The following is a 23418-nucleotide window of genomic DNA, read 5'->3' as shown; positions in this document are numbered from 1 at the left end:
TGCCGCGCCTGAACGCTAGTGCAAGGGGCCGATGCGCCCCGTGTCGTTCGCATACCAGACGTACGCAGCGCGGCCGATCAGGTTCGCCCGCGGCACGTAGCCGAAGTAGCGACTGTCGAGGGAGTTGTCGCGGTTGTCACCGAGCATGAAGTACTGCCCCTCGGGGACGACCTGTTCCTGAACCCGGAGTGAGTCCTCGCGCCGGTTCTGTCGTGCATCCAGGTAAGGCTGGGTGATCTCCCGGTCATTCACGAACAGCTTCCCAGCGGAAATCCTCAAGCGATCTCCGGGGCGTCCGGCTATGCGCTTGATATAGATCTGCGCCGGGTCGCTCGGCGGGCGGAACACCACGACCTCGCCGTCGGCTGGCTCGCTGAAGGCATAGCTGGCAGCGCTGACCAGGATGTAGTCGCCCGGCTGCAGGCCCGGTGTCATCGACGACGAGCGGATGGAAAAGGTCGAGCCGCCGAGCAGGCGCAGGCGTGGGTCCTGGCTCGGCACGCCGAGGGGGTTGAGGATGTACAGGCCGACCAGCAGGCAGGCCAGCACGGCCATGGTCCGCCAGAAAGGGGATTTCACGCAGGTGATCTCGAAGCTGGGAAATGGCCGGAGAATTTCGCTCTGCCATCTCCTATTTGCCAGCAGACGCATCCGATAGGCAGATACGCCATTTCCGAAGCCGCCGACCGACTCGTACCAGAGTCAACGCGCGCCCAGGCGTGCTCCGCTTTCCAGCTCCAGCAGGTTGAGCAGGTACTGCCCGCAGTAGCCCAGGTCTTGTTCGATGGCTTTGCGCGCGCCCGCGCCGTCGCCCCGTTCCAGCGCCTGCAGAGCGTCTTCGTGGAAGTCGTTGAGACGCAGCGACAGGTCGGCCTCGGTGAACAACCGGTTGAAGAACGGCCCGACCTGCAGCCACAGCGCCTCGATCATGCGCAGCAGCGTGGGGTTGCCGCAGGCGCGGTAGAGCGTCAGGTGGAACAGACTGTTGGCTTCCAGGTAGCCATGGACGTCACGACCGTTCAGCGCACTTTCCATGCGCTCGGTGCAATCGCGCAGCAGCGCCAGGTCGGCGGGCTTGAGGTGCCGGGCCGCATCCTCCACCGCCAGTCCCTCCAGGGATTGCCGCACCTGCAGGATCTGCAGGTAGCGCTCGCGGGTCATCACCGGCACCCGCAGCGAGCGCTGCGGCTCGCCTTCCAGCGCACCCTCGGCTACCAGCCGTTGCAGGGCGGCGCGGACCGGCATCGGGCTGGTACCCCATTCATCGGCCAGGTCGCGGATCTTGAGCCGCTCGCCGGGCTGGAAGCGCCCGCTCAGCAGGGCCTGGCGCAGGTTCTGGTACAGCTGTTCCTGAAGGTTGTCGGCCATCGCGATTACTCCCGGCCGGCCGGCGGCGCCGGCAGTTGGGCGAAGGTCAGGCTGCAGTCGTGTTTCATCTTGCTTATCCCTTGTTCTCGATCAGACAGTTGCCGCCATCCACCACCAGCACTTCGCCGGTGATGTAGCTGGCTTCGGGCGAGGCCAGGAAGGCGATGGCGGCCGCCACCTCCTCTGGTCGCCCGGAGCGGCCGAGCGGCGTGCGCCGTCCGGCGTGGAGTTCTTCTTCGCTGCTGGAGCCGGTGGCGATCCAGCCCGGCGCCACGCTGTTCACCGTCACCCCGCGACGCGCCACTTCCAGTGCCAGCCCCATGCTCATGCCGAGCATCCCGGCCTTGGCCGCGCTGTAAGCGGATTCGCCCGGATTGCTGGCGCGCACGCCGGTGGTGGAGCTGACATTGACGATGCGCCCGTAGCCGCGCTCCAGCATCCCCGGCAACAGCGCGCGGGTGAGCAGGAAGGCACTGGTCAGGTTGCGCGCCAGCGACAGGTTCCAGGTCGTCAGGTCCATCGCGGCCAGTTCGGCGAAAGGCTCGGCGCTGCCCTGCATGGCCATGCCGGCGTTGTTCACCAGCACGTCTACCCTTCCCCATTGCGCCTGCGCCCATTCGGCCAGGGCGCGGACGTCGTCCTCGCAGGTCAGGTCGGCGGTCAGCGCACGGGCTTCGAAGCCTTCGGCACGCAGCTCCTCGGCCCGCTGCAGGATGCGCTCGCTGCTGGCGGTGAGCAGCAGTTTCACGCCATTGCGCGCCAGCCGGCGGGCGCTGGCGAAGCCGATACCGGACTCGCTGCCGGCACCGCTGACGAGGGCGACCTGGCCGGCCCAGTCGGACTCACTGGTGACATCGCTCATGGGTATCTTCCCAATCTGTGATCACAGAATTCGTTACAGGGCAGATTATCAGGCAGTCGATCCGCTGTATTGACATTTTTGTGATCACAAATGGAAGATGTGCGAAATAACAAACGAGGTGTGCAACATGACCGCCAGCGGAATCGCCCAACAGGCCGTGGATCTCTTCACCGCCCGCGAGCGCCAGCGCTTCCTGGAACAGAATCCCAAGTCCGTCGCCCTTGCCGAGCGCGCGCACAAGTCGCTGTACGCCGGCGTGCCGATGCACTGGATGGCCGACTGGTCCACGCCCTGCCCGCTGTTCGTCGAACGCGCCCAGGGCGCCCGCTTCCACGACGTTGATGGCCATGACTACGTGGACTTCTGCCTGGGCGACACCGGCAGCATGTTCGGCCACTCGCCGGCGCCGATTGCCCGCGCCCTCGCCGAACAGGGCGCCCGCGGCCTGACCACCATGCTTCCCGGTGAAGACGCCGTAGTCTGCGGCGAACTGCTCGCCGCGCGCTTCGGCCTGCCCTACTGGCAGGTGACCGCCACCGCCACCGACTCCAACCGCTACGTGCTGCGCTGGGCCCGTGCGGTGACCAAACGCAAGACCCTGCTGGTGTTCGACGGCTGCTACCACGGCACCGTAGACGACGTGATGGTGCGCTACCGCGACGGCGAGACCGTGCACCGCTCCGGCCTGGTCGGCCAGGCCTATGACCTGACCCAGCACAGCCGCTCGATTCCGTTCAACGACGTCGAAGCACTGGAAGCCGCGCTGGCCCAGGGCGACGTCTGCGCCCTGCTGTGCGAGCCGGCGATGACCAACATCGGCATGGTCCTGCCCGATCCGGACTTCATGCAGAAGTGCCGCGAGCTGACGCGTAAGTACGGCTCGCTGCTGATCATCGACGAAACCCACACCATCTCCACCAATATCGGTGGCTGCACCAAGCTGTGGAATCTCGACCCGGACTTCTTCGTGGTCGGCAAGCCGATCGCCGGCGGCGTGCCCTGCGGCATCTTCGGTTGCAGCGCGGAGATGGCCGAACGCATGGCCGCCTCGCGGCAGAGCGCCCAGGAAGACAGCCATGGCCACGGCCACAGCGGCATGGGCACCACGCTCTCGGCCAACGCCCTGGCCATGCACTGCATGCGCGCCAACCTGGAGCAGGTGATGACCCAGGCGGCCTACGACCATATGCTGCCGCTGGCCAAGCGACTTGCCGATGGCTTCCGCCGCCTGATCGCCAAGCACGACCTGCAGTGGTCGGTGACCGAGCTGGGCGCGCGCAGCGAGTTCCAGTTCTGCCCGGTATCCCCGCGCACCGGCGCCGAGGCCGAGGCGGCGTTCCACGACGAGCTGCAGATGGCCCTGCACCTGTACCTGATCAACCGCGGCATCCTGATCACGCCGTTCCACAACATGACCCTGTGCTGCCCGGACACCACCGCCGAAGACGTGGATCGCCTGATCGAGACCCTCGATGCCGGCATCACCGAGCTGCTGGCGATTCCCGGCGCTCGCACGGCCTGATCTCCAGGAATACGTAGGAGCGGACTCCGTCCGCGATGCTTTTCGCCGCCTGACGGCGGATCGCGGACAAAGTCCGCTCCTACGCAAAGACAATTCCGGCGCACCGCGCCACCGAGGACCACCATGCAATTCGCCGATCGACAGGAAGCCGAAGCCTTCCTCGCCGCCCACCCGGACGTGCGCAGCATCGAACTGTTCATCATCGATTCCAACGGCATCCCGCGCGGCAAGCTGCTGCACCGCGACGAGCTGCTGGCGATCTACGACAACGGCCGCCCGCTGCCCAGCTCGATCCTCGCGCTGACCGTGCAGGGCGAGGACGTCGAAGGCACCGGGCTGGTCTGGGAAGTGGCCGACGCCGACTGCTGGACCTACCCCCTGCCCGGCAGCCTTACCCTGCAACCCTGGCGCACCAGCCCCACCGGCCAGCTGCAGGTGAGCATGCACCCGACCCAGGGCCTGCCCGCCACCCCGGCCGACCCACGCCAGGCGCTGTCGCGCGTGGTCGACCGGCTGAAGGCCGACGGCCTGCACCCGGTGATGGCGGTGGAGCTGGAGTTCTACCTGCTGGACAAGCAGCGCGACGCCCACGGTCGCCCGCAGCCGGCCATGCAGATGAACGGCATCCGCCCGGAAGCGCCACAGGTCTATGGCGTCTATGAGCTGGAGCAGTTGCAGCCGTTCCTCGACGACCTCTATGCCGCCTGCGAAGTCCAGGGCCTGCCGGTGCGCACGGCGATCTCCGAGTATGCGCCGGGCCAGGTCGAGCTGACCCTGGAGCACCGCTTCGACGTGATGCAGGCCATCGACGAAGGCGTGCGCTACAAGCGCCTAGTGAAAGGCGTGGCGAACAAGCACGGGCTGCAGGCCTGCTTCATGGCCAAGCCGTTCGGCGACCGAGCCGGCTCCGGCATGCACCTGCACGTCAGCCTCGCCGACGAGCAGGGCAACAACCTCTACGCCAGCGAAGACATCCATGGCACGCCGCTGCTGCGCCACTCCGTCGGCGGCATGATGGCGCGCCTGCTGGACTCCCTGGCGATCTTCTGCCCCAACGCCAACTCCTTCCGCCGCTTCCAGGCCAACAGCTATGCGCCGCTGGCCAAGAGCTGGGGCGTGAACAACCGCACCGTGTCGTTCCGTGTGCCCGGCGGCCCGGCCAAGAGCCGGCACATCGAGCACCGCATCTGCGGCGCCGACGCCAACCCATATCTCGCGGCGGCGGCGATCCTTGCGGCTATCCACGAAGGCATCCGCGAACAGATCGACCCCGGCGCGCCCATCGTCGGCAACGGCTACGAACAGGCCACCGAGTTCCTCCCCACCGACTGGCTCACCGCGCTGCGCGCGCTGGAAGCATCCACCTGGGCCCGCGAGGCGCTGGGCGAGGAATTCCTCAAGGTGTTCCTGGCGATCAAGTGGGAGGAGTTCCGCCAGTTCATGGGCGAGGTCGGCGAGCAGGATTGGCGCTGGTATCTGCACCACGCGTGATTGGTAGCTCGGTGCCAGGGCTTCCCCCTCACCCAAGCCCTCTCCCTCAGGGAGAGGGGGCCGTCCGTGCCGGCTGATTGCGCAGTTTCATCCCGCACCATTCAGTTCCCTCTCCTTCCGGGAGAGGGTTAGGGTGAGGGGCCTTTGCTCTTTCCGTAGGCTCGATCAGTTCAACTCACCCGCTGACACACGACAGCCTTACGAAAAATTTACCCTGTCAGACTGAAGAATCTGGTCTTTTCTTGGTCTGTAATTGCACGGGGCGCATACGCGCCCCGTGTTCAAAGCGGCGCCGCCGGTACTGCCTGCCGGCCGCCGTCCTCTCTCAGGCAGGGAGAACCCGTAGACAATGAGCACTCCTGTCGTACTGATCACCGGCGCCGCCGGTGGCCTCGGAAAAGCCATCGCCAAACGTTTCGCCCAAAGCCACTGGCGCATCGCCGCCACCGACGTGGACAAGGCCGGCCTGCACGCGCTCAACGCCCAGGTTCCGCTGGACGCCACCGCCGTCGGCGACCTGCGTCGCGCCGACAACTGCCACAGCCTGGTCTCCGATATCCTCGCCCGCACCGGCCGCCTCGACGCCCTGGTGAACGCCGCCGGCGTCTGGCGCGAAGGCCCGGTGGAAGACTTCAACGAAGACGACTTCGACCTGGTGATGGGGGTGAACCTCAAGGCCGCCTTCTACATGTGCCAGGCGGCGACGCCGTACCTGAAGGAGAACCGCGGCTGCATCGTCAACATCTCCAGCGACTCCGGCCGCCAGGCCTATCGCGGCTCCGCGGCCTACTGCGCGAGCAAGGCGGCGCTGACCATGATGACCCGCACCCTGGCGCTGGAACTGGCCGAGTCCGGCGTACGCGCCAACGCCATCTCCCCCGCCGATATCGCCACGCCGATGCTCGACTACCAGGCCGAGCGCTACGGCCAGGGCAATCCGGCGGCCTACAAACTCGGACTGCTGAAAGACTATCCTCAGGGCAAGGTGGCCCGCTTCATCCGTCCCGAGGAAGTCGCCGAGCTGGTCTGGTACCTGTGCAAGCCGGAATCCGAAGCCATCACCGGCGCGGACCTGGCCATCGACTTCGGCCTCTCCGCCGGGCGCTGAGCCGGCAACTACACGAACGGGCGGCCAGGGGTCGCCCGTTTTCGTTTCTGGCGTTGATCGAACGACGGAAAGGCCATTGGTAAATGGCCCACTGGTGCCGGGCGCCAATCGGCGGTATAGAAAAAACTGTGTCGCCCGCCGCGCTTTGGTTGTCCAGAGTTAGGCCCTTTCCTTTTCCCAAGATGATTCCGAAGAGAATTCCATGGAACCTGGCAACCACCAGCTCAGCATGACCGTCCTGATGACCCCCGACATGGCCAACTTCTCCGGCAATGTCCACGGTGGCACCCTGCTCAAGTACCTCGACGAAGTCGCCTACGCCTGCGCCAGCCGCTACGCCGGCTACTACGTGGTGACCCTGTCGGTGGACCAGGTGATCTTCCGCCAGCCGATCCACGTCGGCGAACTGGTCACCTTCCTCGCCTCGGTGAACTACACCGGCCGCACCTCCATGGAGATCGGCGTGAAAGTGGTCACCGAGAACATCCGCGAGAAATCCGTGCGCCACACCAACAGCTGCTTCTTCACCATGGTGGCGCTGGACGACGACCGCAAGACGATCGAGGTTCCGCAACTGGTGCCGCAGACCAAGGACGAGAAACGCCGCTTCGCCCAGGCGCAACAACGTCGGCAGATTCGCCAGGAGCTGGAACAGCGCTACAAAGAGCTTCGCGACGAATAAGCGACGTTCACGACATTTCCTGAAAAGAAATCCTGCGTGTCGTGGAAATTTCCTAATGCGTCAACAGGTTACCCTTGCGTGAAAGCAAGGTAGGAATTGATTACTACGCCTAAACTTTTCATACGCGGGTTTGCCCCCGTGACCCACCGTCGAGCGACCCGGTGCTGATGCGCAGTCCGGTCGCTCCCTGAGTGCCCGGAGCCCAGACCATGCATCACACCCCACTACTGACCACCCTAGCCGTAGGCTTCGTACTGGCCTTCGTCCTCGGCGCCCTGGCCAACCGCCTGCGTATCTCGCCGCTGGTGGGCTACCTGCTCGCTGGCGTGCTCGCCGGCCCCTTCACTCCCGGTTATGTCGCCGACCAGGCGCTGTCCACGGAGATCGCCGAGCTCGGCGTGATCCTGCTGATGTTCGGCGTCGGCCTGCACTTCTCGCTGAAAGACCTGCTGTCAGTCAAAGCCATCGCTATCCCCGGCGCGGTGGTGCAGATCGGCGTTGCCACCCTGCTCGGCCTGGGCCTGGCCTGGATGATGGGCTGGAACTTCGGCGGCGGGCTGGTCTTCGGCCTCGCCCTGTCGGTGGCCAGTACTGTGGTACTGCTGCGCGCGCTGGAGCAGCGCCAGCTGATCGACACCAAGCGCGGGCGCATCGCCATCGGCTGGCTGATCGTCGAGGACCTCGCCATGGTCCTCACCCTGGTTCTGCTGCCAGCGCTGGCCGGCTCGCTGGGCGGCACCTCCGACGGTGGCGACGGCGGCCTGCTGATGCCGATCCTGCTGACCCTGGGCAAGGTCGCCGCGTTCGTCGCGGTGATGATCCTCGGCGGCCGCCGCTTCGTGCCCTGGGTACTGGAGCGCGTGGCCAAGACCGGCTCGCGCGAACTGTTCACCCTGGCCGTGCTGGCCATCGCCCTGGGCATCGCCTACGGCTCGGCGGTGATCTTCGGCGTGTCCTTCGCCCTCGGCGCGTTCTTCGCCGGGATGATCCTCAACGAGTCCGAGCTCAGCCACGAGGCCGCCGAGAATTCGCTGCCGCTGCGCGACGCCTTCGCCGTGCTGTTCTTCGTCTCAGTCGGCATGCTGTTCAACCCGGCGATCCTGATCCACGAGCCGCTGCCGGTGCTGGCGACCTTCCTGGTCATCGTCTTCGGCAAGTCGGTGGCGGCCTACGTCATCGTGCGCATGTTCGGCCACCCCAACAGCACCGCGCTGACCATCGCCGCGAGCCTGGCGCAGATCGGCGAGTTCTCCTTCATCCTGGTCGGCCTGGGCGTGACCCTGAACCTGCTGCCCGAAGCCGGCCGCGACCTGGTGCTGGCCGGCGCGATCCTGTCGATCCTGGTCAACCCGCTGCTGTTCATCGCCATCGACCGCCTGCAGGCGCGCCAGGAGCAGAAGGCCGAGAGCGACCCTGGCGTGGTCCAGGTGGAAGCCCAGGACCTGCCGCCGCCGGTGCTGGAGGAGAACCACGCGATCCTCATCGGCCACGGCCGCGTCGGCGCGCTGGTCAGCGAGCGCCTGCGCCAGGACAAGGTCCCGGTGGTGGTGATCGAGGACAAGCGCGAGAAAGCCGCCGAACTGCGTGAGCACGGTCTCTGCGTGGTGGTCGGCAACGCCGCCAACCCCGAGGTTCTGGCCCAGGCCAACATCACCTCGGCGCGCTGGCTGCTGATCGCCATCCCCAACGGCTTCGAGGCCGGCACTATTGCCAGCCACGCGCGGGCGATCAACCCGAGCCTGGACATCATCGCCCGCGCCCACTTCGACGCCGAGGTGGACTACCTGGAGCAGAACGGCGCCAGCCTGGTGATCATGGGCGAGCGCGAGATCGCCCGCGGCATGGTCGAGCGGGTCGAACGCGAGGGCGCCGCCCCGGCGGCCAGCGACGACCACCTGCCACAGTCGGCCTGACGCCATGCTGCGCCGGCTGTATGACTGGACCATGCGCCTGGCGGGCCATCCGCGGGCAGAGCTGGCGCTGGGCGGGGTGACCTTCGCCGAGAGTTCGTTCTTCCCCATCCCGCCGGACGCATTGCTGGTGCCCATGGTCCTGGCCAACCGCGCCAAGGCCTGGCGCTACGCGGCGATCTGCATCATCAGTTCGGTACTCGGCGGCATCGCCGGCTACTTCATCGGCCTGCTGCTGTTCGAGACGGTGGGGCAGGCGATCCTCGGCTTCTACGGCCTGCAGGAAAACTTCGCCGAAGTCGCCGAGCGCTACAACGAGCTCGGCTGGCTGATGGTACTGCTGGGCGGCGGCTTCACCCCGCTGCCGTACAAGCTGATCACCCTCACCAGCGGGGTGACCCAGCTGGACCTCTGGCTGTTCATCGGCCTGAGCATCGTGGCGCGCACCCTGCGCTTCGCCGCCACCTGCGCCCTGCTGTTCTGGGCCGGCCCGGCTCTGCGCGAAGCCATCGAGAAACGCCTCGGGCTGGCGTTCGGCGTGCTCACCGCGATGGTGGTGGGCGGGTTGCTGCTAGGCAAGTACATGCTTTAGGCGGCAGGCGGCAGGCGGCAGGCGGCAGGCGGCAGGCGGCAGGCGGCAGGCGGCAGGCGGCAGGCGGCAGGCGGCAGGCGGGATTGTGTGTAGGAGCGAGGGGGACGCCATCGTTATTGCTCGCGAACCGCCCAGCGCCAGAGCTGCCGGTTAATCTGTTCGCGAGCAAGCTCGCTCCTACAGGTCGGGCCTCGGCGCAAGCGCTTGCCCTCTCCCCAGCCCTCTCCCTGAAGGGAGAGGGAGCCGTCCGGCGTCCAGCAGCGCCACAGAGTCAACCGGCGAGCTTCTGGCTGTCCTGCAGCTCAGGACAGTCCCCTCTCCCTTCAGGGAGAGGGTTAGGGAGAGGGAGATCCCCGGTACCAGGTAACAGACAAAGACCGTCGTTCCGGCAAGGGAGGTCGGTGAATCACCCCAGTTTCACCGCCTCGAACTTCACCCGCGGATGGGCGATGCGGTCCTGGGCGCGCACCAGCTCCAGCTCGTAGCTGCCGCAGGCCTGGGTTTCCAGCAGCACTTCGTGGACGGCGGCGGCGCAGAATTCGAAGGCACTGCGCAGGTCATCGCCCAGCAACAGGCGGGCGAGGAACAGCCCGGAGGTGAGGTCGCCCACGCCCACCGGCTGACGCGGGAAGGCCAGCAGCGGGCGGCGCAGGTGCCAGGTTTCGTCGAGGGTCACCAGCAGCATCTCGAAGGCGTCCGCCGGCTTGCCCGGGTAGTTCAGGTGCTTCACCAGGATCGCCTTCGGGCCACGCACCAGCAGGCCACGGGCCATCGCCGCGCAGTCTTCCAGGGAGGTCGGCTGGCGGTCGCAGAAGCTGTCCAGTTCCAGCTGGTTCGGGCACAGGTAGTCGGCCACGGCGGCGGCTTCGTGGAGGAGGAACTCGCTGACTTCCGGAGCGACGATGCAGCCCTTCTCCGGGTGGCCCATCACCGGGTCGCACAGGTACACGGCGCGCGGGTTGACCTCGCGGATGCGGCGCACCACTTCGAGGATCGAGCGGCCCTGCGCCGCACTGCCCAGGTAGCCCGAGAGCACCGCGTCGCAGTTGCCCAGCTCGCCGATGGCGGCGATGCCGTCCACCAGCGCGGGAATCTGCTCCGGCGGCAGCACCTGGCCCGTCCAGTGGCCATACTGGGTATGGTTGGAGAACTGCACGGTGTTCAGCGGCCAGACGTTCACCCCGACGCGTCGCATGGGGAACTCGGCAGCGCTGTTGCCGGCGTGGCCGAAGACGACGTGGGACTGGATGGCGAGAACGTGGGGAGTGCGCGGCATAACGGTGTCCTGTTGCAGAATGGGCCAGTATGGGGCGCAATTCACACGCTGTGAACATCCGCCACTCGCCGCCCGGCAGTGGAGTGAGTAAGCTGGTGCGCCGATTCCGAGGAAGCCGAAGTGGACCTGGGCAATCTATTCATTTTCATGCTGGTCATTGCCGGCGCCGCCTGGTGGTGGCGTGCCCATGGCATCCGCGAACGCGCGCTGGCCCTGGCCAAGCAGCACTGCGCGCGAGAGGGCGTGGAGCTGCTGGATGACGCCATGGCCCTGCAGCGTTTCCGCTTCCAGCGCGACGGCCGCGGCAACCTGCGCCTGGCCCGCGAGTACGCCTTCGAGTTCACCGCCACCGGGCAGGAACGCTACGCCGGCAGCATCGCAATGTTCGGCCAGCACCTGGGCCGCGTCGAGCTGGCGCCGTTCCGCATGGAGCCCGAGCAGCGCGCACCGGTTTCCCCGGTCGCCACCTTCCATCCCGCCGCCGCCCCGGTGGACGAGGAAATCATCGACGCAGTGTTCGACGACACTCCGCCGCCACCACGCCCCCGTGGCGAAGTGGTGCGCCTGGACGAATGGCGCCGCGCGCACCAGGGCAAGAAGGTCGGCGACTGAGCGGCTTCAGCTCGTTTCGTCTTCAGTCAGCTCACGCAATTCGACGACTCGCACCAGCACCTGCTGGAGCGGCTCGTTCATCAGCGCACCCACCGTCCTGCTCAACAGTCGGCAACGCCAGCGATAGAGGAAGGATGCGCGGCGCTGCTGATTGCGCCGGCATTTCTCGAACAGCCAGTCGGGATCGAAGCCGGTCCACTCACCCGCGGTCGCCAGGGCGTTGGGGTAGACCACCGGGACCACTTCCAGGCGATAGATGGCTTCCAGCTCGTCCAGGGGAAAATCGCTGACCGCCAGGGTGCGAGCGATGTAGTTGATGTCCGTCTCGCTCGGCTCGGTATCCAGCCACAGCTCGGACAACGCCAGCCAGACGGACTCGCGGGCCGGGTCGTTCATTCGTGGCCCAGCAGGAAGCGCGACACGCGCTCGGCGCTGTCTTCGGGGAATTCCTGCATGAAGCAATGGCCACCGTCGACGCACTGGCCGCTTACCACCGTGTTCGCGGCACACCAGCGCGCCACCGACTTGGGCACGAAGGGGTAGGTGCGTTCGCCGAACAGCACCTGGGTCGGCGTCACCACCTTGTTCAGCGACGGCCACAGGCGCTTGGGGAAGGAGCTGAAGATCTCCGCCTCGCGGCTGGGCCGGCATTTCAGCTCGACGCCCACCTCGGTGCGTCTCATCGCGTTCTCCACGTAGGCCCAGAGCGCCGCGTCGGTCCAGCCCTTGAAGATGCCGCGGCCGTGCAGGCCGGCGTAGGCCGCCTCGCGGTCCGGCCACTGGCTGCGCCGCGCGCGCGCCTTCTGCACCATGGTGCGGCGCTTGTGCAGACCGAGCACTTCGGAGAGCGCCATCACGCCGATCATCGCGGGGGTGAACAGCACCGGGTCGAGCAGCACGGCGCGGCAGAACAGCTCGGGATGGCGACCGAGAATCAGGCTGGTGAGCACGCCACCGAAGCTGTGCCCGGCAGCATAGTGCGCCACGTCGCCGAACTGCTGACTGCCGGCCTGGAAGGCTTCCACCGCCATCTCGGCATTGCGGTTCCAGCCGTGGAAGCGCCCGCCATGATCACTGTCGCCGTGACCCTGCACGTCGCACAGCCAGAGGTCGAAATCCTGGGCCAGGACTTTCAGCATCGGCTCGTACGCGCGGCCGCAGAAACCGTTGCCATGCAGGAAGTGCAGCAACGGTTTGCCGCTGGGCTCGCTGCGCCAGCCGCGCAGGGTGAAACCGGCGGACCCTTCGTGGGTCCAGGACGACAACTGCATCGAAGCTCTCCATCGGGATGCCGGCAGTGTAGCGAGGCGGCAGGCCGCCGGACCAGCGCGCGGTCGTGCTATTGTCGCCGACCGTTGGTCGAACCCCGTCGAACATGTCGCCTACCCGCCCCCTTCGCCTGCTGCTGATCTGCCTGCTCCTGCTGGCCGGGCTGGTGCTGTCGGTGTTCTGGGCCGGCGAGAAGGCGCGACAGCGGGCACTGCTCGCCGAGGCCGAAGCCGCCCACGAGCAGCTGGGCCTCTACGCCAGTTCCCTGCACACCCTGATCGAGCGCTTCCGCAGCATTCCCGCCGTCCTCGCGCTGGACCCGGAACTGCGCGCCGCCATGCGCGGCCCGGTGACCGGCGAGCTGCAGCACCGGCTCAACCTCAAGCTGCAGCAGATCAACGGCGCGGCGCGCTCCTCGACCCTGGAGCTGCTGGACCACAGCGGCCTCGCCGTGGCCGCCAGCAACTGGAACCTGCCGGTCAGCTACGTCGGCCACAACTACGGCTTCCGCCCCTATTTCCGCCAGACCATCGCCCAGGGCGCCGGGCGCTTCTACGCGGTCGGCGTGACCAGCGGGATTCCCGGCTACTTCCTGTCCAACGCCCTGCGCGACGACGATGGCACCTTCCTCGGCGCCATCGTGGTCAAGCTGGAGTTCCCCGACCTGGAACGGCAGTGGAGCCAGACCCCGGACGTGGTGCTGGTGAGCGACAGCAAGGGCGTGGTGTTCCTCGCCAACCACCCACGCTGGCGCTACCGCGAGCTGATGCCGCTGGATGCCGTGGCCCGCGCCGAAATGGCCGACACCCGCCAGTACCACCGGCAGCCGCTCAGCGCGCTGCCGCACCGGACGCTGGAAACCCTCGGCGAGCATGCGCGCATGGTCCGCGTCGACGGCCAGGACATCAGCGGCGACTACCTCTGGCAATCGGTCGGCCTGCCGGAAGACGAGTGGACCCTGCACCTGCTGCGCAATCCCCACGGCGTGCAGTCCGACGTCACCAGCGCACGCCTCGCTGCTGCCGGCGTCTGGCTGGCACTGGTCTTCCTCGTGCTCTGGCTGCAGCAGCGCCGACGTCTGGCTCTGCTGCGCCAGCGCAACCAGGAGGAGCTGGAGCGCCTGGTCGAGCAGCGCACCGCCGCCCTGCGCACCGCCCAGGACGGCCTGGTGCAGGCCGCCAAGCTGGCCGCGCTGGGGCAGATGTCTGCCGCGCTGGCCCATGAGATCAACCAGCCGCTCACCGCCCAGCGCATGCAGCTGGCCAGCGTGCGCCTGCTGCTCGACGCCGGCCGCCAGGACGACGCCCGCGCCGCGCTGGTGCGCGTGGATGAACTGCTCGAACGCATGGCCGCGCTCACCGGCCACCTGAAGACCTTCGCCCGCAAGACCCCCGGCGGCCTGCGCGAACGCATCGAACTGGGCCACGTGATCGAACAGGCGCTGCAACTGCTGGCCGTGCGCACCCGCGCCGAAGGCGTCGCGATCCGCCAGGACCTCGACCTGCCGGCCTGGGTGCTGGGCGATGCGATCCGCCTGGAACAGGTGCTGGTCAACCTGGTCCGCAACGCCCTCGACGCCGTGGCGAGCAGCGACCAGCCGCAGATCAGCCTGACCCTGCGCCTCGACGGCGAGCACTGGTGCCTGGAAGTCGCCGACAACGGCGCCGGCATCGACGAAGCCCACCTGGCCAGCGTCTTCGACCCCTTCTTCACCACCAAGCCGGTGGGCGAAGGACTGGGCCTGGGGCTGGCGGTATCCTATGGCATCGTCCACGAACTCGGCGGGCGCCTCGGCGCTGCCAACCAGCCCGGCGGCGGTGCGCTGTTCCGCCTGAGCCTGCCGGCCGCCCGCGAAGAAGGAAGACCATGAGCGAGACCATCCTCTTCGTCGACGACGAAGCCGCCATCCGCGACGCCGTGCAGCAGTGGCTGCAACTCTCCGGCTTCGAGGTGCGCCTGTGCAGCAGCGCCGACGAGTGCCTGAAGAGTGTGTCCCGCGAGCTGCCCGGCGTGGTCATCAGCGATGTGCGCATGCCCGGCACCGATGGCCTGGCCCTGCTCGAACGCCTGCAGCAGATCGACCGCGACCTGCCGGTGATCATGGTCACCGGCCACGGCGACGTGCCCATGGCGGTGCAGGCGATGCGCCAGGGCGCTTACGACTTCATCGAGAAACCCTTCACTCCCGAACGCCTGCTCGACAGCCTGCGCCGCGCCCTGGAAAAGCGCCGGCTGGTGCAGGAGAACCGCCAGCTGCGCGAACAGGCGGCGCTCAAGGACCAGATCGAATCGCGCCTGCTCGGCGTCTCGCGCCCGATGGAAACCCTGCGTCGGCAGATCATGGCGCTGGCTGGCACCCCGGTGAACGTGCTGATCCGTGGCGACACCGGCAGCGGCAAGGAGCTGGTCGCACGCTGCCTGCACGACTTCGGCCCGCGCGCCGGCAAGCCCTTCGTCGCGCTGAACTGCGCGGCAATTCCCGAGCAGCTGTTCGAGACCGAACTGTTCGGCCACGAAAGCGGCGCCTTCACCGGCGCCCAGGGCAAGCGCATCGGCAAGCTGGAGCATTCCAACGGCGGCAGCCTGTTCCTCGACGAGATCGAGAGCATGCCGCTGGCCCAGCAGGTGAAGCTGCTGCGGGTGCTGCAGGAACAGCAGCTGGAACGCCTGGGCTCGAACCAGAGCATCAAGGTGGACCTGCGGGTGATTGCCGCGACCAAGCCCGACCTGCTGGAAGAAGCCCGCGCCGGGCGTTTCCGCGAGGACCTGGTGTACCGCCTGAACGTCGCCGAGCTGCGCCTGCCGCCGCTGCGCGAACGCCGCGAGGACATCCCGCTGCTGTTCGAGCACTACGCGCTGCTGGCCAGCGAAAAATTCGGTCGCGAGGCCGCGCCGCTCTCCGCCAGTGAGCTGGCGCGCCTGCTCGCCCACGACTGGCCGGGCAACGTGCGCGAGCTGGCCAACGCTGCCGAGCGCCACGTGCTTGGCCTCGACCGTGCCGAGTTACCGGAAGAGCCGGCCGGCAACGGCCTGTTCGAACGCATGGAAGCCTACGAGGCGCAGTGCATCCGCCAGGCGCTGGGCCAGTGCAAGGGCGACATCAAGGCAGTCATGGAACTGCTCGGCCTGCCGCGCCGCACCCTCAACGAGAAGATGCAGCGCCACGGACTGAGCCGCGGGGATTACCTGGGCGAGGACTGAGCCCGGCGCTTGCGCCCCGGCAGCCAGCGCGCGCCAGTGAACGTCCAGCTGGCCAGCAGAAGCAACGCCACAAGGATCGCCAGCAGGGGCAACACAGGCAGGCCGCTGGCCGCCTGCAGACGCCCGAGCGGCTCCTGCAGCAGCACGTAGCCCACCAGCTCCACCAACACCACGCTGAAGCTCCAACCCAGGCTGATGGTCAATGCGGCCAGCACGACACGCCCGGCGGCATAGCGTGGAACCTGTGGTGGCAACTGCCGCAGCACACCGACCAGCACCAGCGCGAAGGGCACCGCCCAGGCCGCAATCTCCAGGGCCAGGCCCCAGGCACCGACCTTGCTGGCAAGAAACAGCCGCGCCAGCCCCGAGAGCAGCTTGCCGGTGATCGCGGCAAAGCCCAGCGCCACGCCAAAGGCGACGTGCAGGCGAGCAATCGGCAGCAACGCTTTTGACGGCTGCCGCACACAGCGTGAGCGAGTCAGCAGCAACACCAGCCACAGCGGAAGCAGGCATATCCCAGCCTGCACCGCGGCGCTGGTGAGGAACGCCAGGGGCGAAACCAGCCCCATCAGATTGGCGACATCCGCCAGCCACAACGCGAATTCCCGCCCCGAGTCCCGCAGCAAGCCGGCCAGCCATTCGACGGCAGCACCCGACAACAGCAGGAACACCACGACGATCAGCGCGAAGGGGCGGAATTCCCGTATGGCATGACGTTCGCGCTGGGCCTGCATGAACAGCACCGCCACTGCGCTACTGATCAACAGCGAAGTCAGCCAGGGGCCAAGCAGGCCCGGCACGGCCCGCAGTACTTGCCCCACAGGAACACCGGCAAAACCCTGCAGCAGGGAACTCGCCAGCAGCGCGCTGATGCCCGCCACGAACAGGGCCAGCGCCAGCAGATAGGGCTGGCGCAGCGCCGGCGTGTCACTGCCGGAGTCTTCTGCCAACCCGGCGCGCGGGACGATGTAGGGGTTCTGCTGCAAGGTCGGTCAGCTCGTCAGGCGCGGCTCAACTGCTCGGTGAAGAACCAGCCGGTGACCCAGCGCGCCAGCGGCCAGAGCAGCGCCAGCAGCAGGACCGCCGGCGGCAGCAGGTACAGCGGCAGGCTGTCCGAGTAGCGCGAGCTGTAGGCGGCGAAGGCCACCAGCACCGACACCAGCACGATCGCCACCGCCCACACCAGGATCAGCGCCAGGGCCGCGCCCAGCACCCGCCCCGCGCCGAAGCGCGAGACCTGCGCCGGCAGGCGCGTCTGCACGGCGGCCATGACGACGGCAAATGGCACCACGCAGCCGGTCAGCAGGAACACCGATTGCCAGCCATCGCCGCCGCTGTACAGGTAGAGCGCGCTGTAGCTCAGCGCGGCCAGCACCTTGTAGACCAGCGCGGTGAAGCACAGCGCCACGCCCAGCGCCACCTGCCAGGACGGCAGCGCCACGGGCTGCCCCGGCGCCAGCAGCTCCGAGCGCGAGCGCGCCAGGTGCAGTACCAGCCAGAGCGGCAGCAGGCAGCCCAGGCCGAGGTTGATCAGCGAAGTCAGCTGGCCGTAGAGGACCATCCACAAGGTCCGGCCTTCCTGGGTGAATATCCATTGATAGAGTGACACGCTGAAATAGGACACCAGCGTGCTGACCACCACCGTGGCGATCACGTAGAAGATGCCGAAGCCCACCAGCAGCAGGGTCTGCGGCTGGAAGCGGGCGATAGCGTGGCGTTCACGCTGGTAGTGCGCCAGCAACAGGACCGCAGCGGCATAGAACATCAGCCCGCCCACCCAGTTGACCAGCATGGTCGGCAGGTACTGCACCAGGCGATTGCGGTAGCCGCCCAGGTCGGCGATCCACTGCACGGCGTTGCTGCCGAAGAACACCAGCGCCGCCGCCACCAGCATGGCGATGACGAACAGAAAGGGCTGGTTGCCGGCCGGCGTCACGTTCGCCGTGGGGGCAGTCAGCGGGGCATGGGGGGTGGCAAAGGGATTGTCGGTGGTCATCGGTGGCGTCCTTGTCGAATCCGCGCGGGGCGCGGAGCGCTCCCAGACTATCAGCCCGCACGCCCGCGGCCACGCCGTCAGTCCGCAGATTTTCACCGGCATAAAAAAAGGCCGCTGATAGCAGCGGCCTTGAGACGGACGTCGATCTGGAGCAATCAAGAATCGGCGTCGGGAAGCTTGCCGGCGGTGAGGCCGGTAACGGCGAGGCTGGAGAGCCGCGCTGTTGGGTCAAGTATATTGACCGAATAGACAGGAATACAGATCACTGGCAGCGAAAGACTGTTACAGCATCTGTAACAGTCACCTGGCCGGTGCGGAAACGCGGGCAAAAAAACGCCGCATGTCTTATGCGGCGCAAGGTGTTGAGAAGCCCGGCTCACGCACCGGGCTTCCCGGGGGAAGCGGCCGATCAGGAATCGGCGTTGCTGCCAGCGGCGGCCTTGGCGGTCTGCTCGGCGGACTGGGCCTGCTGCTGGGCAATCACGGCTTCGTTGGCCTTGACCATCTTGTCGGTCATCAGGCGCGATTCTTCGGCGAAGCTCAGCTGGGTGAAGGACAGCGAGCAAACGGACAGCAGGGCAGCAACATAAAGCGAACGGGGCATGATGGTGATCCTTTCTGAACTCCCGATTGGTCGGGTCTGGAGAAAGGTTACGGCGCAACAGTGGGTAGAAAAATAGCTAGCTAACCAACAAAGCATTGCCTAAAAAGCAACAATCCGCGCCGATCGTCCGGGAACGCCGATATAGAGCGGCTGCGGCATTGCGCCACGCTAGCTCTTTGCCTTATGCCCAGTTGACGGGATCGTTGAGCGCTGCTTCGTCTTCTTCGAATACCCGTGGCAGCTCCGCCTTGAGGAATTCCACCCAGGTGCGGATCTTCGCGTCGAGAAAGCGCCGCGACGGGTACAGCGCATAGATCTGCCGCACGTGCAGGCTGTGCCGGGGCAGCACGCGCACCAGCGAACGCCGGCGCAGGGCGGGGGCCGCGACGTAGCTGGGCAACAGGCAGATACCCATGCCGGCAGCAGCGGCGCCGGTCAGCGCTTCGGCGACGTTGACCATGAAGGTGTCGCGCGGGCGGATCACGCTTTCCTCGTTGCCCTCCTCGAAGGCCCAGCCCTCGGGGAAGGTCGGGTCCTGCAGGCGCAGGCAAGTGTGCTGGTGCAGATCGGCGACGCTGGTCGGGGTGCCGCGCCGCTTGAGGTATTCGGGGCTGGCACAGAGCACGCTGTAGATGGTGCCCAGGGTCTGGGCGACGAACTCGGAATCCGGCAGTTCGCGGTCGCGGGTGATCACCACGTCCTGGCCTTCCTCGAGGATGTCCGGCTGGCGCTGGGCCAGGGTCAGCTCGATGTAGACCTCGGGGAAGGACTCGCAGTAGCGCGAGATCAGCGGGATCAGGTGCTGCTGGCCAAGGCCGGTGAGCGAGTGCACGCGCAGGCGGCCACGGGGATTGAGGTGCGCGCCGCTGGCTTCGGCCTGGGCTTCGTCGACATCGGCGAGGATTTCCCGGCAGCGCAGCAGGTAGCGCTCACCGGTTTCGGTCAGCGCCAGGCGTCTTGTAGTGCGGTGCAGCAGGCGCGCTTCGAGCTGCGATTCGAGGTCGGAGACCACCCGCGAGACCTGGGCTGTGGATAACCCCAGGGCATTGGCGGCGGCGGTGAAACTGCCGGCATCCACCACCCGGACGAATGCCCGCATCGCGTGAAGTACGTCCATCCTTCCCCCTGCCTGTTGATCTTGTCGTAGGCGCCTGTAGGAGACGACAACCATTGTTGTCCGCGCCGCAAAACTGAATCGCAGTATAGGGTCGTTTTTTAGCGATTGTTACCACGTATAGTGCCGGACAAGTCGCTGCAGCAACGTTGGGCATACCAGGCTCATCGTACGGTCGCCGATACACCAATCGACGGCCCTCTCCCCCGCGCATATCCGCTGCAGCGACTGACTCTTTCTCCAGGGGCGGTCATCTTCGGGTGACCGCCCTTTTTCGTTTCTGGCCGCAGCACCGGAGTCGAGCCGGATGGTGTAGGAGCGAGGGGGACGCCATCGTTATTGCTCGCGAACCCACTTCACTCCGGAGTCGCCGGGGAATTTGTTCGCGAGCAAGCTCGCTCCTACGAAGAGCAGCTCAGCGCGGCAGCGGGTAGAGGCGCTCGTCGAACTGCTCCAGGCGCACGAACTCCAGCGGCTGGTCGCCCTCCAGGTTCTGCAGGCGGTCCTGGTACTGGCGCAGGAAGTCCTGGCGCGCCTCGTTGCTGATGTAGGGCACGTGCCAGGCGACGAAGGGCGGCAGCACGCTCATGCCGGTGTAGGCCAGGGTGCCGCGCAGGATCGGCCGCAGCATGTCTTCCAGCGGGCCGTGGATGGCGTCGTCGCCGAACATGTGGTCGCGGCCGCCGAGGGTCACGGTCACCAGCGCCTTCTTGCCGGCCAGGCCGCCCTGGTCGTAGAAGCGCTTGCCGCCGTAGCAGACGCCCGAGACCAGCACGCGGTCGAACCAGCCCTTGAGGATGGCCGGCGCGGAGAACCAGTAGATCGGGAAGTTGAAGATCACCAGGTCCGCCCAGAGCAGCTTGTCCAGCTCGGCCTGGATGTCGGCAGCGATGGTCTTGGCCTTGGCACCTTCGCGCTGTTCCAGGGCGTAGACCAGGTATTCGGGGTTGGCGCGGGCGCCGAAGTCGGCGGCGCTGGCCACCGGGTTCCAGTTCATCGCGTAGAGGTCGGAGACCTGCACTTCGTGGCCCTGGCCGCGCAGGGTTTCCTCGGCGAGCTGGTACAGCGCGGTGCTGAAGGATTGTGGTTCGTTGTGGGCGTGGACGATCAGTACGTTCATGTGGATTCCTGGAAACTCAGTGAGAGGCTGCCCTCACCCCAACCCTCTCCCGGAGGGAGAGGGAGCTGAAAACATCAGAGCTGAATGGCCTTGAGTTCAACGAACTCGTGCAGACCCTGCTCGCCCCATTCGCGGCCGTTGCCGGATTGCTTGTAGCCACCGAACGGCGCCCGGTAGTTGAAGGCACCGCCGTTGACGAAGCATTGGCCGGCGCGCATCTGCCGGGCGAGGCGCAGGCCATCCTCGCGGTCGCCCGCCCACACGGCGCTGGACAGGCCGAATGGCGAATCGTTGGCGATGGCGATGGCCTCGGCCTCATCGGCGTAGGGAATCAGGCACAGCACCGGGCCGAAGATTTCCTCGCGGGCGATGCGCATCTGGTTGTTCACCCCGGCGAAGATCGTCGGCTGTACGTAGTGACCGCGCTCCAGATGAGCCGGACGCTCGGCGCCGCCGCAGACCAGCTGCGCGCCCTCTTCCTGGCCGACGCGCAGGTAGTCGAGCACGGTGCGGCGCTGGCCGCCCGAGCACATCGGGCCGAGGAAGCTGTCCGCGTCCAGCGGGTCGCCCATCTTCAGCGCGAGGGCCTCAGTGCGGGCGATCTCCACGGCTTCGGCGTAGCGATGGGCCGGTAGCAGCATGCGGGTCAGTGCGGTGCAGGTCTGCCCGGAGTTGATCATCACGTCCTGCACGCCGTGGCGCACGGCAGCGGCCAGGTCGGCATCGGCGGTGATCAGGAACGGCGACTTGCCGCCCAGCTCCAGGCACACACGCTTGACCGTCGGCGCGGCCGCTTCGGAGACCTTGACGCCCGCGCCGGTGGAGCCGGTGAAGGACACCATGTCCACGTCGGGATGCCGCGCCAGGGCTTCGCCGACCTTGGAGCCGGGGCCGCTGACCAGGTTGAACACGCCGGCCGGCAGGCCGATGGCGTGAACCATGTCGGCCAGCAGGAAAGCGTGCAGCGGGGTGTCCTGGCTCGGCTTGACCACCACGGTGCAGCCGGCGGCGAGCGCCGGAGCGAGCTTGCCGATCAACTGGTGCAGCGGGTAGTTCCAGGGGTTGATGAAGGCGCAGACACCTACCGCCTCTTTCACCACCAGCGAGTTGCCGACCTCGCGCACATCGTCCATGTGCGCGGCCATGGCGGCGTAGCTTTCCAGGCCCTCGATCGGCCCGTCCACCTGCACCATGCGGCACCACTGCACGGGCATGCCCAGCTCGGCGGTGATCAGCGCGGCCATCTCGTCGGCGCGGCTCTTCAGTTGTTCGGCGAGGGCGCGGATATAGCCGGCGCGCACGCGGGACGGGGCCTGCGACCACGCTGGGAAGGCCCGGCGCGCGGCGTCCACCGCGCGGTTCACGTCGCCTTCGCCACCCAGCGGCACACGGCCGACCGTTTCTTCGGTGGCCGGATTCTGCACCTCGGCCATGCCCTGCCCTTGCGGCGCCACCCAGGCGCCGTCGATGTAGAGCTGCGTACGGTCATGCATAGCGTTTTTCCTTGAGCAGTTCGGCGGCGCACAGGGCGATGCGGCGGCAGGCTTCGCGCAGCGGCTCAGCGCCCAGCACCAGGCCCAGGCGGATGTGCCCGGCGGCGCTGGGGCCGAAGGCTTCGCCGGCCAGCACGGAGACGCCGTGGCGGTCCAGCAGCAGGTCGGAGAAGTCCTGGGCGGAGAGCCCGGTGGCGCGGATATCGACCATCACGAACATGCCGCCGTCCGGCCGCAGGGCGCGCACGCCGGGGCAATCGGCGAGGCAGTCGAGCACCAGGTCGCGGCGCTGGCGGTAGGCCTCGCGCATGGCTTCCAGCTCCGGCAGCCTGGCTTCCAGTGCGGTGCAGGCGGCGTCCTGGATGAAGTCCGGCGAGCCGTAGAGCATGCACAAAGCGAGGTTTTCCAGGTGTGCGCAGAGTTCTTGCGGGCCGACCACCCAGCCCACGCGCCAGCCGGTCATGGCATGGGATTTCGACAGGCTGTTGAGGGTCGCGGTGCGCTCGGCCATGCCCGGCAGGCTGGCCGGGCTGATGTGCTCGCCGTCAAACAACAGCTCGCTGTAGACCTCGTCGGAAATCATCCACAGGTCGTGAGTTATGCACAGCTCGGCCAGCGCTTCCCAGGTGGCGCGCGGCAGGCTGGCACCAGACGGGTTGTGCGGGCTGTTGATCGCCAGTGCGCGGGTGCGCGGGGTGATCAGAGCGGCGACGTCCTCGGCCTGCACACGGAAGCCGTGCTCGGAGCGCACCGACACCGGAATGACCTTGGCGCCGCAGGCGCCGAACACCGCTTCGTAGGTGACGTACATCGGCTCGGCGACGATCACCTCGTCACCCGGATTGAGCACGCACTGCGCCACGGCATACAGCGCGCACTGGGCGCCGGCCAGCACGACCACGTCGTCGCTGGTGACGGCCTGGCCGCTGCGCTGGGTATGACGGCGGGCGATGGCTTCGCGCAGCGAGCGCTTGCCGCGCACGTCGGCGTAATGGGTGTTGCCGGCCAGCAAGCTGTCGATGGCCGACTGCACGATGGGCACCGGGGTATCGAAGTCCGGATCGCCCACCGACAGCAGCAGGATGTCGTCGCCCTGCTCCATGCGCGCCAGGGCGCGGTAGTGGATGTCCCAGGCGGCGGCGCCGTCGCCGGCGATGCGTTGGGTGAAGTTCGAGTAGCGCATGGTGATCTTCCTTCC

22 protein-coding genes are annotated in these 23418 nt (G+C 67.2%); 9 read left to right on the top strand and 13 right to left on the bottom strand.

The window, feature by feature from the left end:
• Window positions 1-15 precede the first annotated feature (15 nt).
• From lepB to QO207_RS02525, 3 genes are all read right to left on the bottom strand, one after another.
• Window positions 16-579 carry a signal peptidase I gene (lepB, locus tag QO207_RS02535; RefSeq protein WP_301479254.1) on the bottom strand — a complete coding sequence of 188 codons (564 nt, stop codon included), beginning with the start codon at window positions 577-579 and terminating at the stop codon, window positions 16-18.
• A gap of 123 nt (window positions 580-702) precedes the next feature.
• Window positions 703-1368, bottom strand: a complete 666-nt coding sequence (locus tag QO207_RS02530; protein WP_301479252.1) for a GntR family transcriptional regulator — start codon at window positions 1366-1368, stop codon at window positions 703-705.
• 73 nt (window positions 1369-1441) lie between these two features.
• The gene (locus QO207_RS02525; RefSeq protein ID WP_301479250.1) at window positions 1442-2230 is read right to left on the bottom strand and encodes an SDR family NAD(P)-dependent oxidoreductase; all 789 of its coding nucleotides are present in this window, start codon (window positions 2228-2230) and stop codon (window positions 1442-1444) included.
• Window positions 2231-2357: 127 nt separating this feature from the next.
• On the opposite strand from QO207_RS02525, the gene QO207_RS02520 reads away from it, so the two are divergent.
• The 6 genes from QO207_RS02520 to QO207_RS02495 all read left to right on the top strand — a co-directional run bounded on the left by QO207_RS02520 (window position 2358) and on the right by QO207_RS02495 (window position 9535).
• Window positions 2358-3752, top strand: coding sequence for an aspartate aminotransferase family protein (locus tag QO207_RS02520; protein WP_301479248.1), 1395 nt, complete (start codon window positions 2358-2360; stop codon window positions 3750-3752).
• 123 nt (window positions 3753-3875) lie between these two features.
• Window positions 3876-5243: a glutamine synthetase family protein gene (locus QO207_RS02515; RefSeq protein ID WP_301479246.1), complete on the top strand. Its 1368-nt coding sequence runs from the start codon at window positions 3876-3878 to the stop codon at window positions 5241-5243.
• Window positions 5244-5592: 349 nt separating this feature from the next.
• Window positions 5593-6351: an SDR family NAD(P)-dependent oxidoreductase gene (locus QO207_RS02510; RefSeq protein WP_301479244.1), complete on the top strand. Its 759-nt coding sequence runs from the start codon at window positions 5593-5595 to the stop codon at window positions 6349-6351.
• 202 nt (window positions 6352-6553) lie between these two features.
• The gene (locus tag QO207_RS02505; protein ID WP_138213582.1) at window positions 6554-7033 is read left to right on the top strand and encodes an acyl-CoA thioesterase; all 480 of its coding nucleotides are present in this window, start codon (window positions 6554-6556) and stop codon (window positions 7031-7033) included.
• A 209-nt stretch (window positions 7034-7242) separates the two neighbouring features.
• Window positions 7243-8946 (top strand): YbaL family putative K(+) efflux transporter, encoded by a 1704-nt coding sequence (gene ybaL, locus QO207_RS02500; protein ID WP_301479242.1) that lies wholly within the window; start codon window positions 7243-7245, stop codon window positions 8944-8946.
• Window positions 8947-8950: 4 nt separating this feature from the next.
• Window positions 8951-9535, top strand: a complete 585-nt coding sequence (locus QO207_RS02495) for a YqaA family protein (protein ID WP_301479241.1) — start codon at window positions 8951-8953, stop codon at window positions 9533-9535.
• A 406-nt stretch (window positions 9536-9941) separates the two neighbouring features.
• On the opposite strand, the gene pdxY is transcribed toward QO207_RS02495, so the two are convergent.
• Window positions 9942-10811, bottom strand: a complete 870-nt coding sequence (pdxY, locus tag QO207_RS02490; protein WP_301479238.1) for a pyridoxal kinase PdxY — start codon at window positions 10809-10811, stop codon at window positions 9942-9944.
• Between the two features lie 120 nt (window positions 10812-10931).
• Here pdxY and QO207_RS02485 point away from each other — a divergent pair, with 120 nt between their 5' ends.
• Entirely contained in the window at window positions 10932-11423 is a 492-nt protein-coding gene (locus tag QO207_RS02485; protein WP_301479236.1) for a DUF3301 domain-containing protein, read from the top strand.
• A 6-nt stretch (window positions 11424-11429) separates the two neighbouring features.
• On the opposite strand, the gene QO207_RS02480 is transcribed toward QO207_RS02485, so the two are convergent.
• Both QO207_RS02480 and QO207_RS02475 read right to left on the bottom strand, forming a co-directional pair.
• Window positions 11430-11819: a hypothetical protein gene (locus QO207_RS02480; RefSeq protein ID WP_301479235.1), complete on the bottom strand. Its 390-nt coding sequence runs from the start codon at window positions 11817-11819 to the stop codon at window positions 11430-11432.
• A complete protein-coding gene (locus QO207_RS02475; protein ID WP_301479233.1) occupies window positions 11816-12694 on the bottom strand; it encodes an alpha/beta fold hydrolase in 879 nt (292 codons plus the stop codon). The genes QO207_RS02480 and QO207_RS02475 overlap by 4 nt, the downstream gene beginning before the upstream one ends.
• 104 nt (window positions 12695-12798) lie before the next feature.
• Here QO207_RS02475 and QO207_RS02470 point away from each other — a divergent pair, with 104 nt between their 5' ends.
• Together QO207_RS02470 and QO207_RS02465 are read left to right on the top strand one after the other, a co-directional pair.
• Entirely contained in the window at window positions 12799-14562 is a 1764-nt protein-coding gene (locus tag QO207_RS02470; protein ID WP_301479231.1) for an ATP-binding protein, read from the top strand.
• Window positions 14559-15893 (top strand): sigma-54 dependent transcriptional regulator, encoded by a 1335-nt coding sequence (locus QO207_RS02465; RefSeq protein ID WP_301479227.1) that lies wholly within the window; start codon window positions 14559-14561, stop codon window positions 15891-15893. Before QO207_RS02470 ends, QO207_RS02465 begins: the two co-directional genes overlap by 4 nt.
• Here QO207_RS02465 and QO207_RS02460 read toward each other — a convergent pair.
• From QO207_RS02460 to QO207_RS02430, 7 genes are all read right to left on the bottom strand, one after another.
• A complete protein-coding gene (locus tag QO207_RS02460; protein WP_301479226.1) occupies window positions 15875-16879 on the bottom strand; it encodes a hypothetical protein in 1005 nt (334 codons plus the stop codon). The two genes, QO207_RS02465 and QO207_RS02460, sit on opposite strands and share 19 nt — an antisense overlap.
• A 14-nt stretch (window positions 16880-16893) precedes the next feature.
• Window positions 16894-17889: a hypothetical protein gene (locus QO207_RS02455; RefSeq protein WP_301479224.1), complete on the bottom strand. Its 996-nt coding sequence runs from the start codon at window positions 17887-17889 to the stop codon at window positions 16894-16896.
• Between the two features lie 409 nt (window positions 17890-18298).
• Window positions 18299-18493, bottom strand: coding sequence for a hypothetical protein (locus QO207_RS02450; protein ID WP_301479222.1), 195 nt, complete (start codon window positions 18491-18493; stop codon window positions 18299-18301).
• A gap of 181 nt (window positions 18494-18674) precedes the next feature.
• Complete coding sequence (locus tag QO207_RS02445; RefSeq protein WP_301479220.1) at window positions 18675-19610, bottom strand: LysR family transcriptional regulator; 936 nt, start codon at window positions 19608-19610, stop codon at window positions 18675-18677.
• A 412-nt stretch (window positions 19611-20022) separates the two neighbouring features.
• Complete coding sequence (locus QO207_RS02440; protein WP_301479218.1) at window positions 20023-20727, bottom strand: NAD(P)H-dependent oxidoreductase; 705 nt, start codon at window positions 20725-20727, stop codon at window positions 20023-20025.
• Window positions 20728-20801: 74 nt separating this feature from the next.
• Window positions 20802-22220 (bottom strand): aldehyde dehydrogenase family protein, encoded by a 1419-nt coding sequence (locus tag QO207_RS02435; protein WP_301479216.1) that lies wholly within the window; start codon window positions 22218-22220, stop codon window positions 20802-20804.
• Window positions 22213-23403: a pyridoxal phosphate-dependent aminotransferase gene (locus tag QO207_RS02430; protein ID WP_301479215.1), complete on the bottom strand. Its 1191-nt coding sequence runs from the start codon at window positions 23401-23403 to the stop codon at window positions 22213-22215. The genes QO207_RS02435 and QO207_RS02430 overlap by 8 nt, the downstream gene beginning before the upstream one ends.
• Window positions 23404-23418 lie beyond the last annotated feature (15 nt).

It is taken from the genome of Pseudomonas sp. CAN1 (genome assembly GCF_030462585.1).
Lineage (GTDB): Bacteria > Pseudomonadota > Gammaproteobacteria > Pseudomonadales > Pseudomonadaceae > Pseudomonas.
Note: the sequence above shows the minus strand (reverse complement) of the source record. Positions and strands in the feature narration are given on the sequence as shown.

What these genes read in the sequence shown, in the direction of transcription:
- QO207_RS02530 (WP_301479252.1), bottom strand. Translation starts at nt 1,368, where the DNA reads ATGGCCGACAACCTTCAGGAACAGCTGTACCAGAACCTGCGCCAGGCC.
- QO207_RS02525 (WP_301479250.1), bottom strand. Translation starts at nt 2,230, where the DNA reads ATGAGCGATGTCACCAGTGAGTCCGACTGGGCCGGCCAGGTCGCCCTC.
- QO207_RS02520 (WP_301479248.1), top strand. Translation starts at nt 2,358, where the DNA reads ATGACCGCCAGCGGAATCGCCCAACAGGCCGTGGATCTCTTCACCGCC.
- QO207_RS02515 (WP_301479246.1), top strand. Translation starts at nt 3,876, where the DNA reads ATGCAATTCGCCGATCGACAGGAAGCCGAAGCCTTCCTCGCCGCCCAC.
- QO207_RS02510 (WP_301479244.1), top strand. Translation starts at nt 5,593, where the DNA reads ATGAGCACTCCTGTCGTACTGATCACCGGCGCCGCCGGTGGCCTCGGA.
- QO207_RS02505 (WP_138213582.1), top strand. Translation starts at nt 6,554, where the DNA reads ATGGAACCTGGCAACCACCAGCTCAGCATGACCGTCCTGATGACCCCC.
- ybaL (WP_301479242.1), top strand. Translation starts at nt 7,243, where the DNA reads ATGCATCACACCCCACTACTGACCACCCTAGCCGTAGGCTTCGTACTG.
- QO207_RS02495 (WP_301479241.1), top strand. Translation starts at nt 8,951, where the DNA reads ATGCTGCGCCGGCTGTATGACTGGACCATGCGCCTGGCGGGCCATCCG.
- pdxY (WP_301479238.1), bottom strand. Translation starts at nt 10,811, where the DNA reads ATGCCGCGCACTCCCCACGTTCTCGCCATCCAGTCCCACGTCGTCTTC.
- QO207_RS02480 (WP_301479235.1), bottom strand. Translation starts at nt 11,819, where the DNA reads ATGAACGACCCGGCCCGCGAGTCCGTCTGGCTGGCGTTGTCCGAGCTG.
- QO207_RS02475 (WP_301479233.1), bottom strand. Translation starts at nt 12,694, where the DNA reads ATGCAGTTGTCGTCCTGGACCCACGAAGGGTCCGCCGGTTTCACCCTG.
- QO207_RS02470 (WP_301479231.1), top strand. Translation starts at nt 12,799, where the DNA reads ATGTCGCCTACCCGCCCCCTTCGCCTGCTGCTGATCTGCCTGCTCCTG.
- QO207_RS02465 (WP_301479227.1), top strand. Translation starts at nt 14,559, where the DNA reads ATGAGCGAGACCATCCTCTTCGTCGACGACGAAGCCGCCATCCGCGAC.
- QO207_RS02455 (WP_301479224.1), bottom strand. Translation starts at nt 17,889, where the DNA reads ATGACCACCGACAATCCCTTTGCCACCCCCCATGCCCCGCTGACTGCC.
- QO207_RS02450 (WP_301479222.1), bottom strand. Translation starts at nt 18,493, where the DNA reads ATGCCCCGTTCGCTTTATGTTGCTGCCCTGCTGTCCGTTTGCTCGCTG.
- QO207_RS02445 (WP_301479220.1), bottom strand. Translation starts at nt 19,610, where the DNA reads ATGGACGTACTTCACGCGATGCGGGCATTCGTCCGGGTGGTGGATGCC.
- QO207_RS02440 (WP_301479218.1), bottom strand. Translation starts at nt 20,727, where the DNA reads ATGAACGTACTGATCGTCCACGCCCACAACGAACCACAATCCTTCAGC.
- QO207_RS02435 (WP_301479216.1), bottom strand. Translation starts at nt 22,220, where the DNA reads ATGCATGACCGTACGCAGCTCTACATCGACGGCGCCTGGGTGGCGCCG.
- QO207_RS02430 (WP_301479215.1), bottom strand. Translation starts at nt 23,403, where the DNA reads ATGCGCTACTCGAACTTCACCCAACGCATCGCCGGCGACGGCGCCGCC.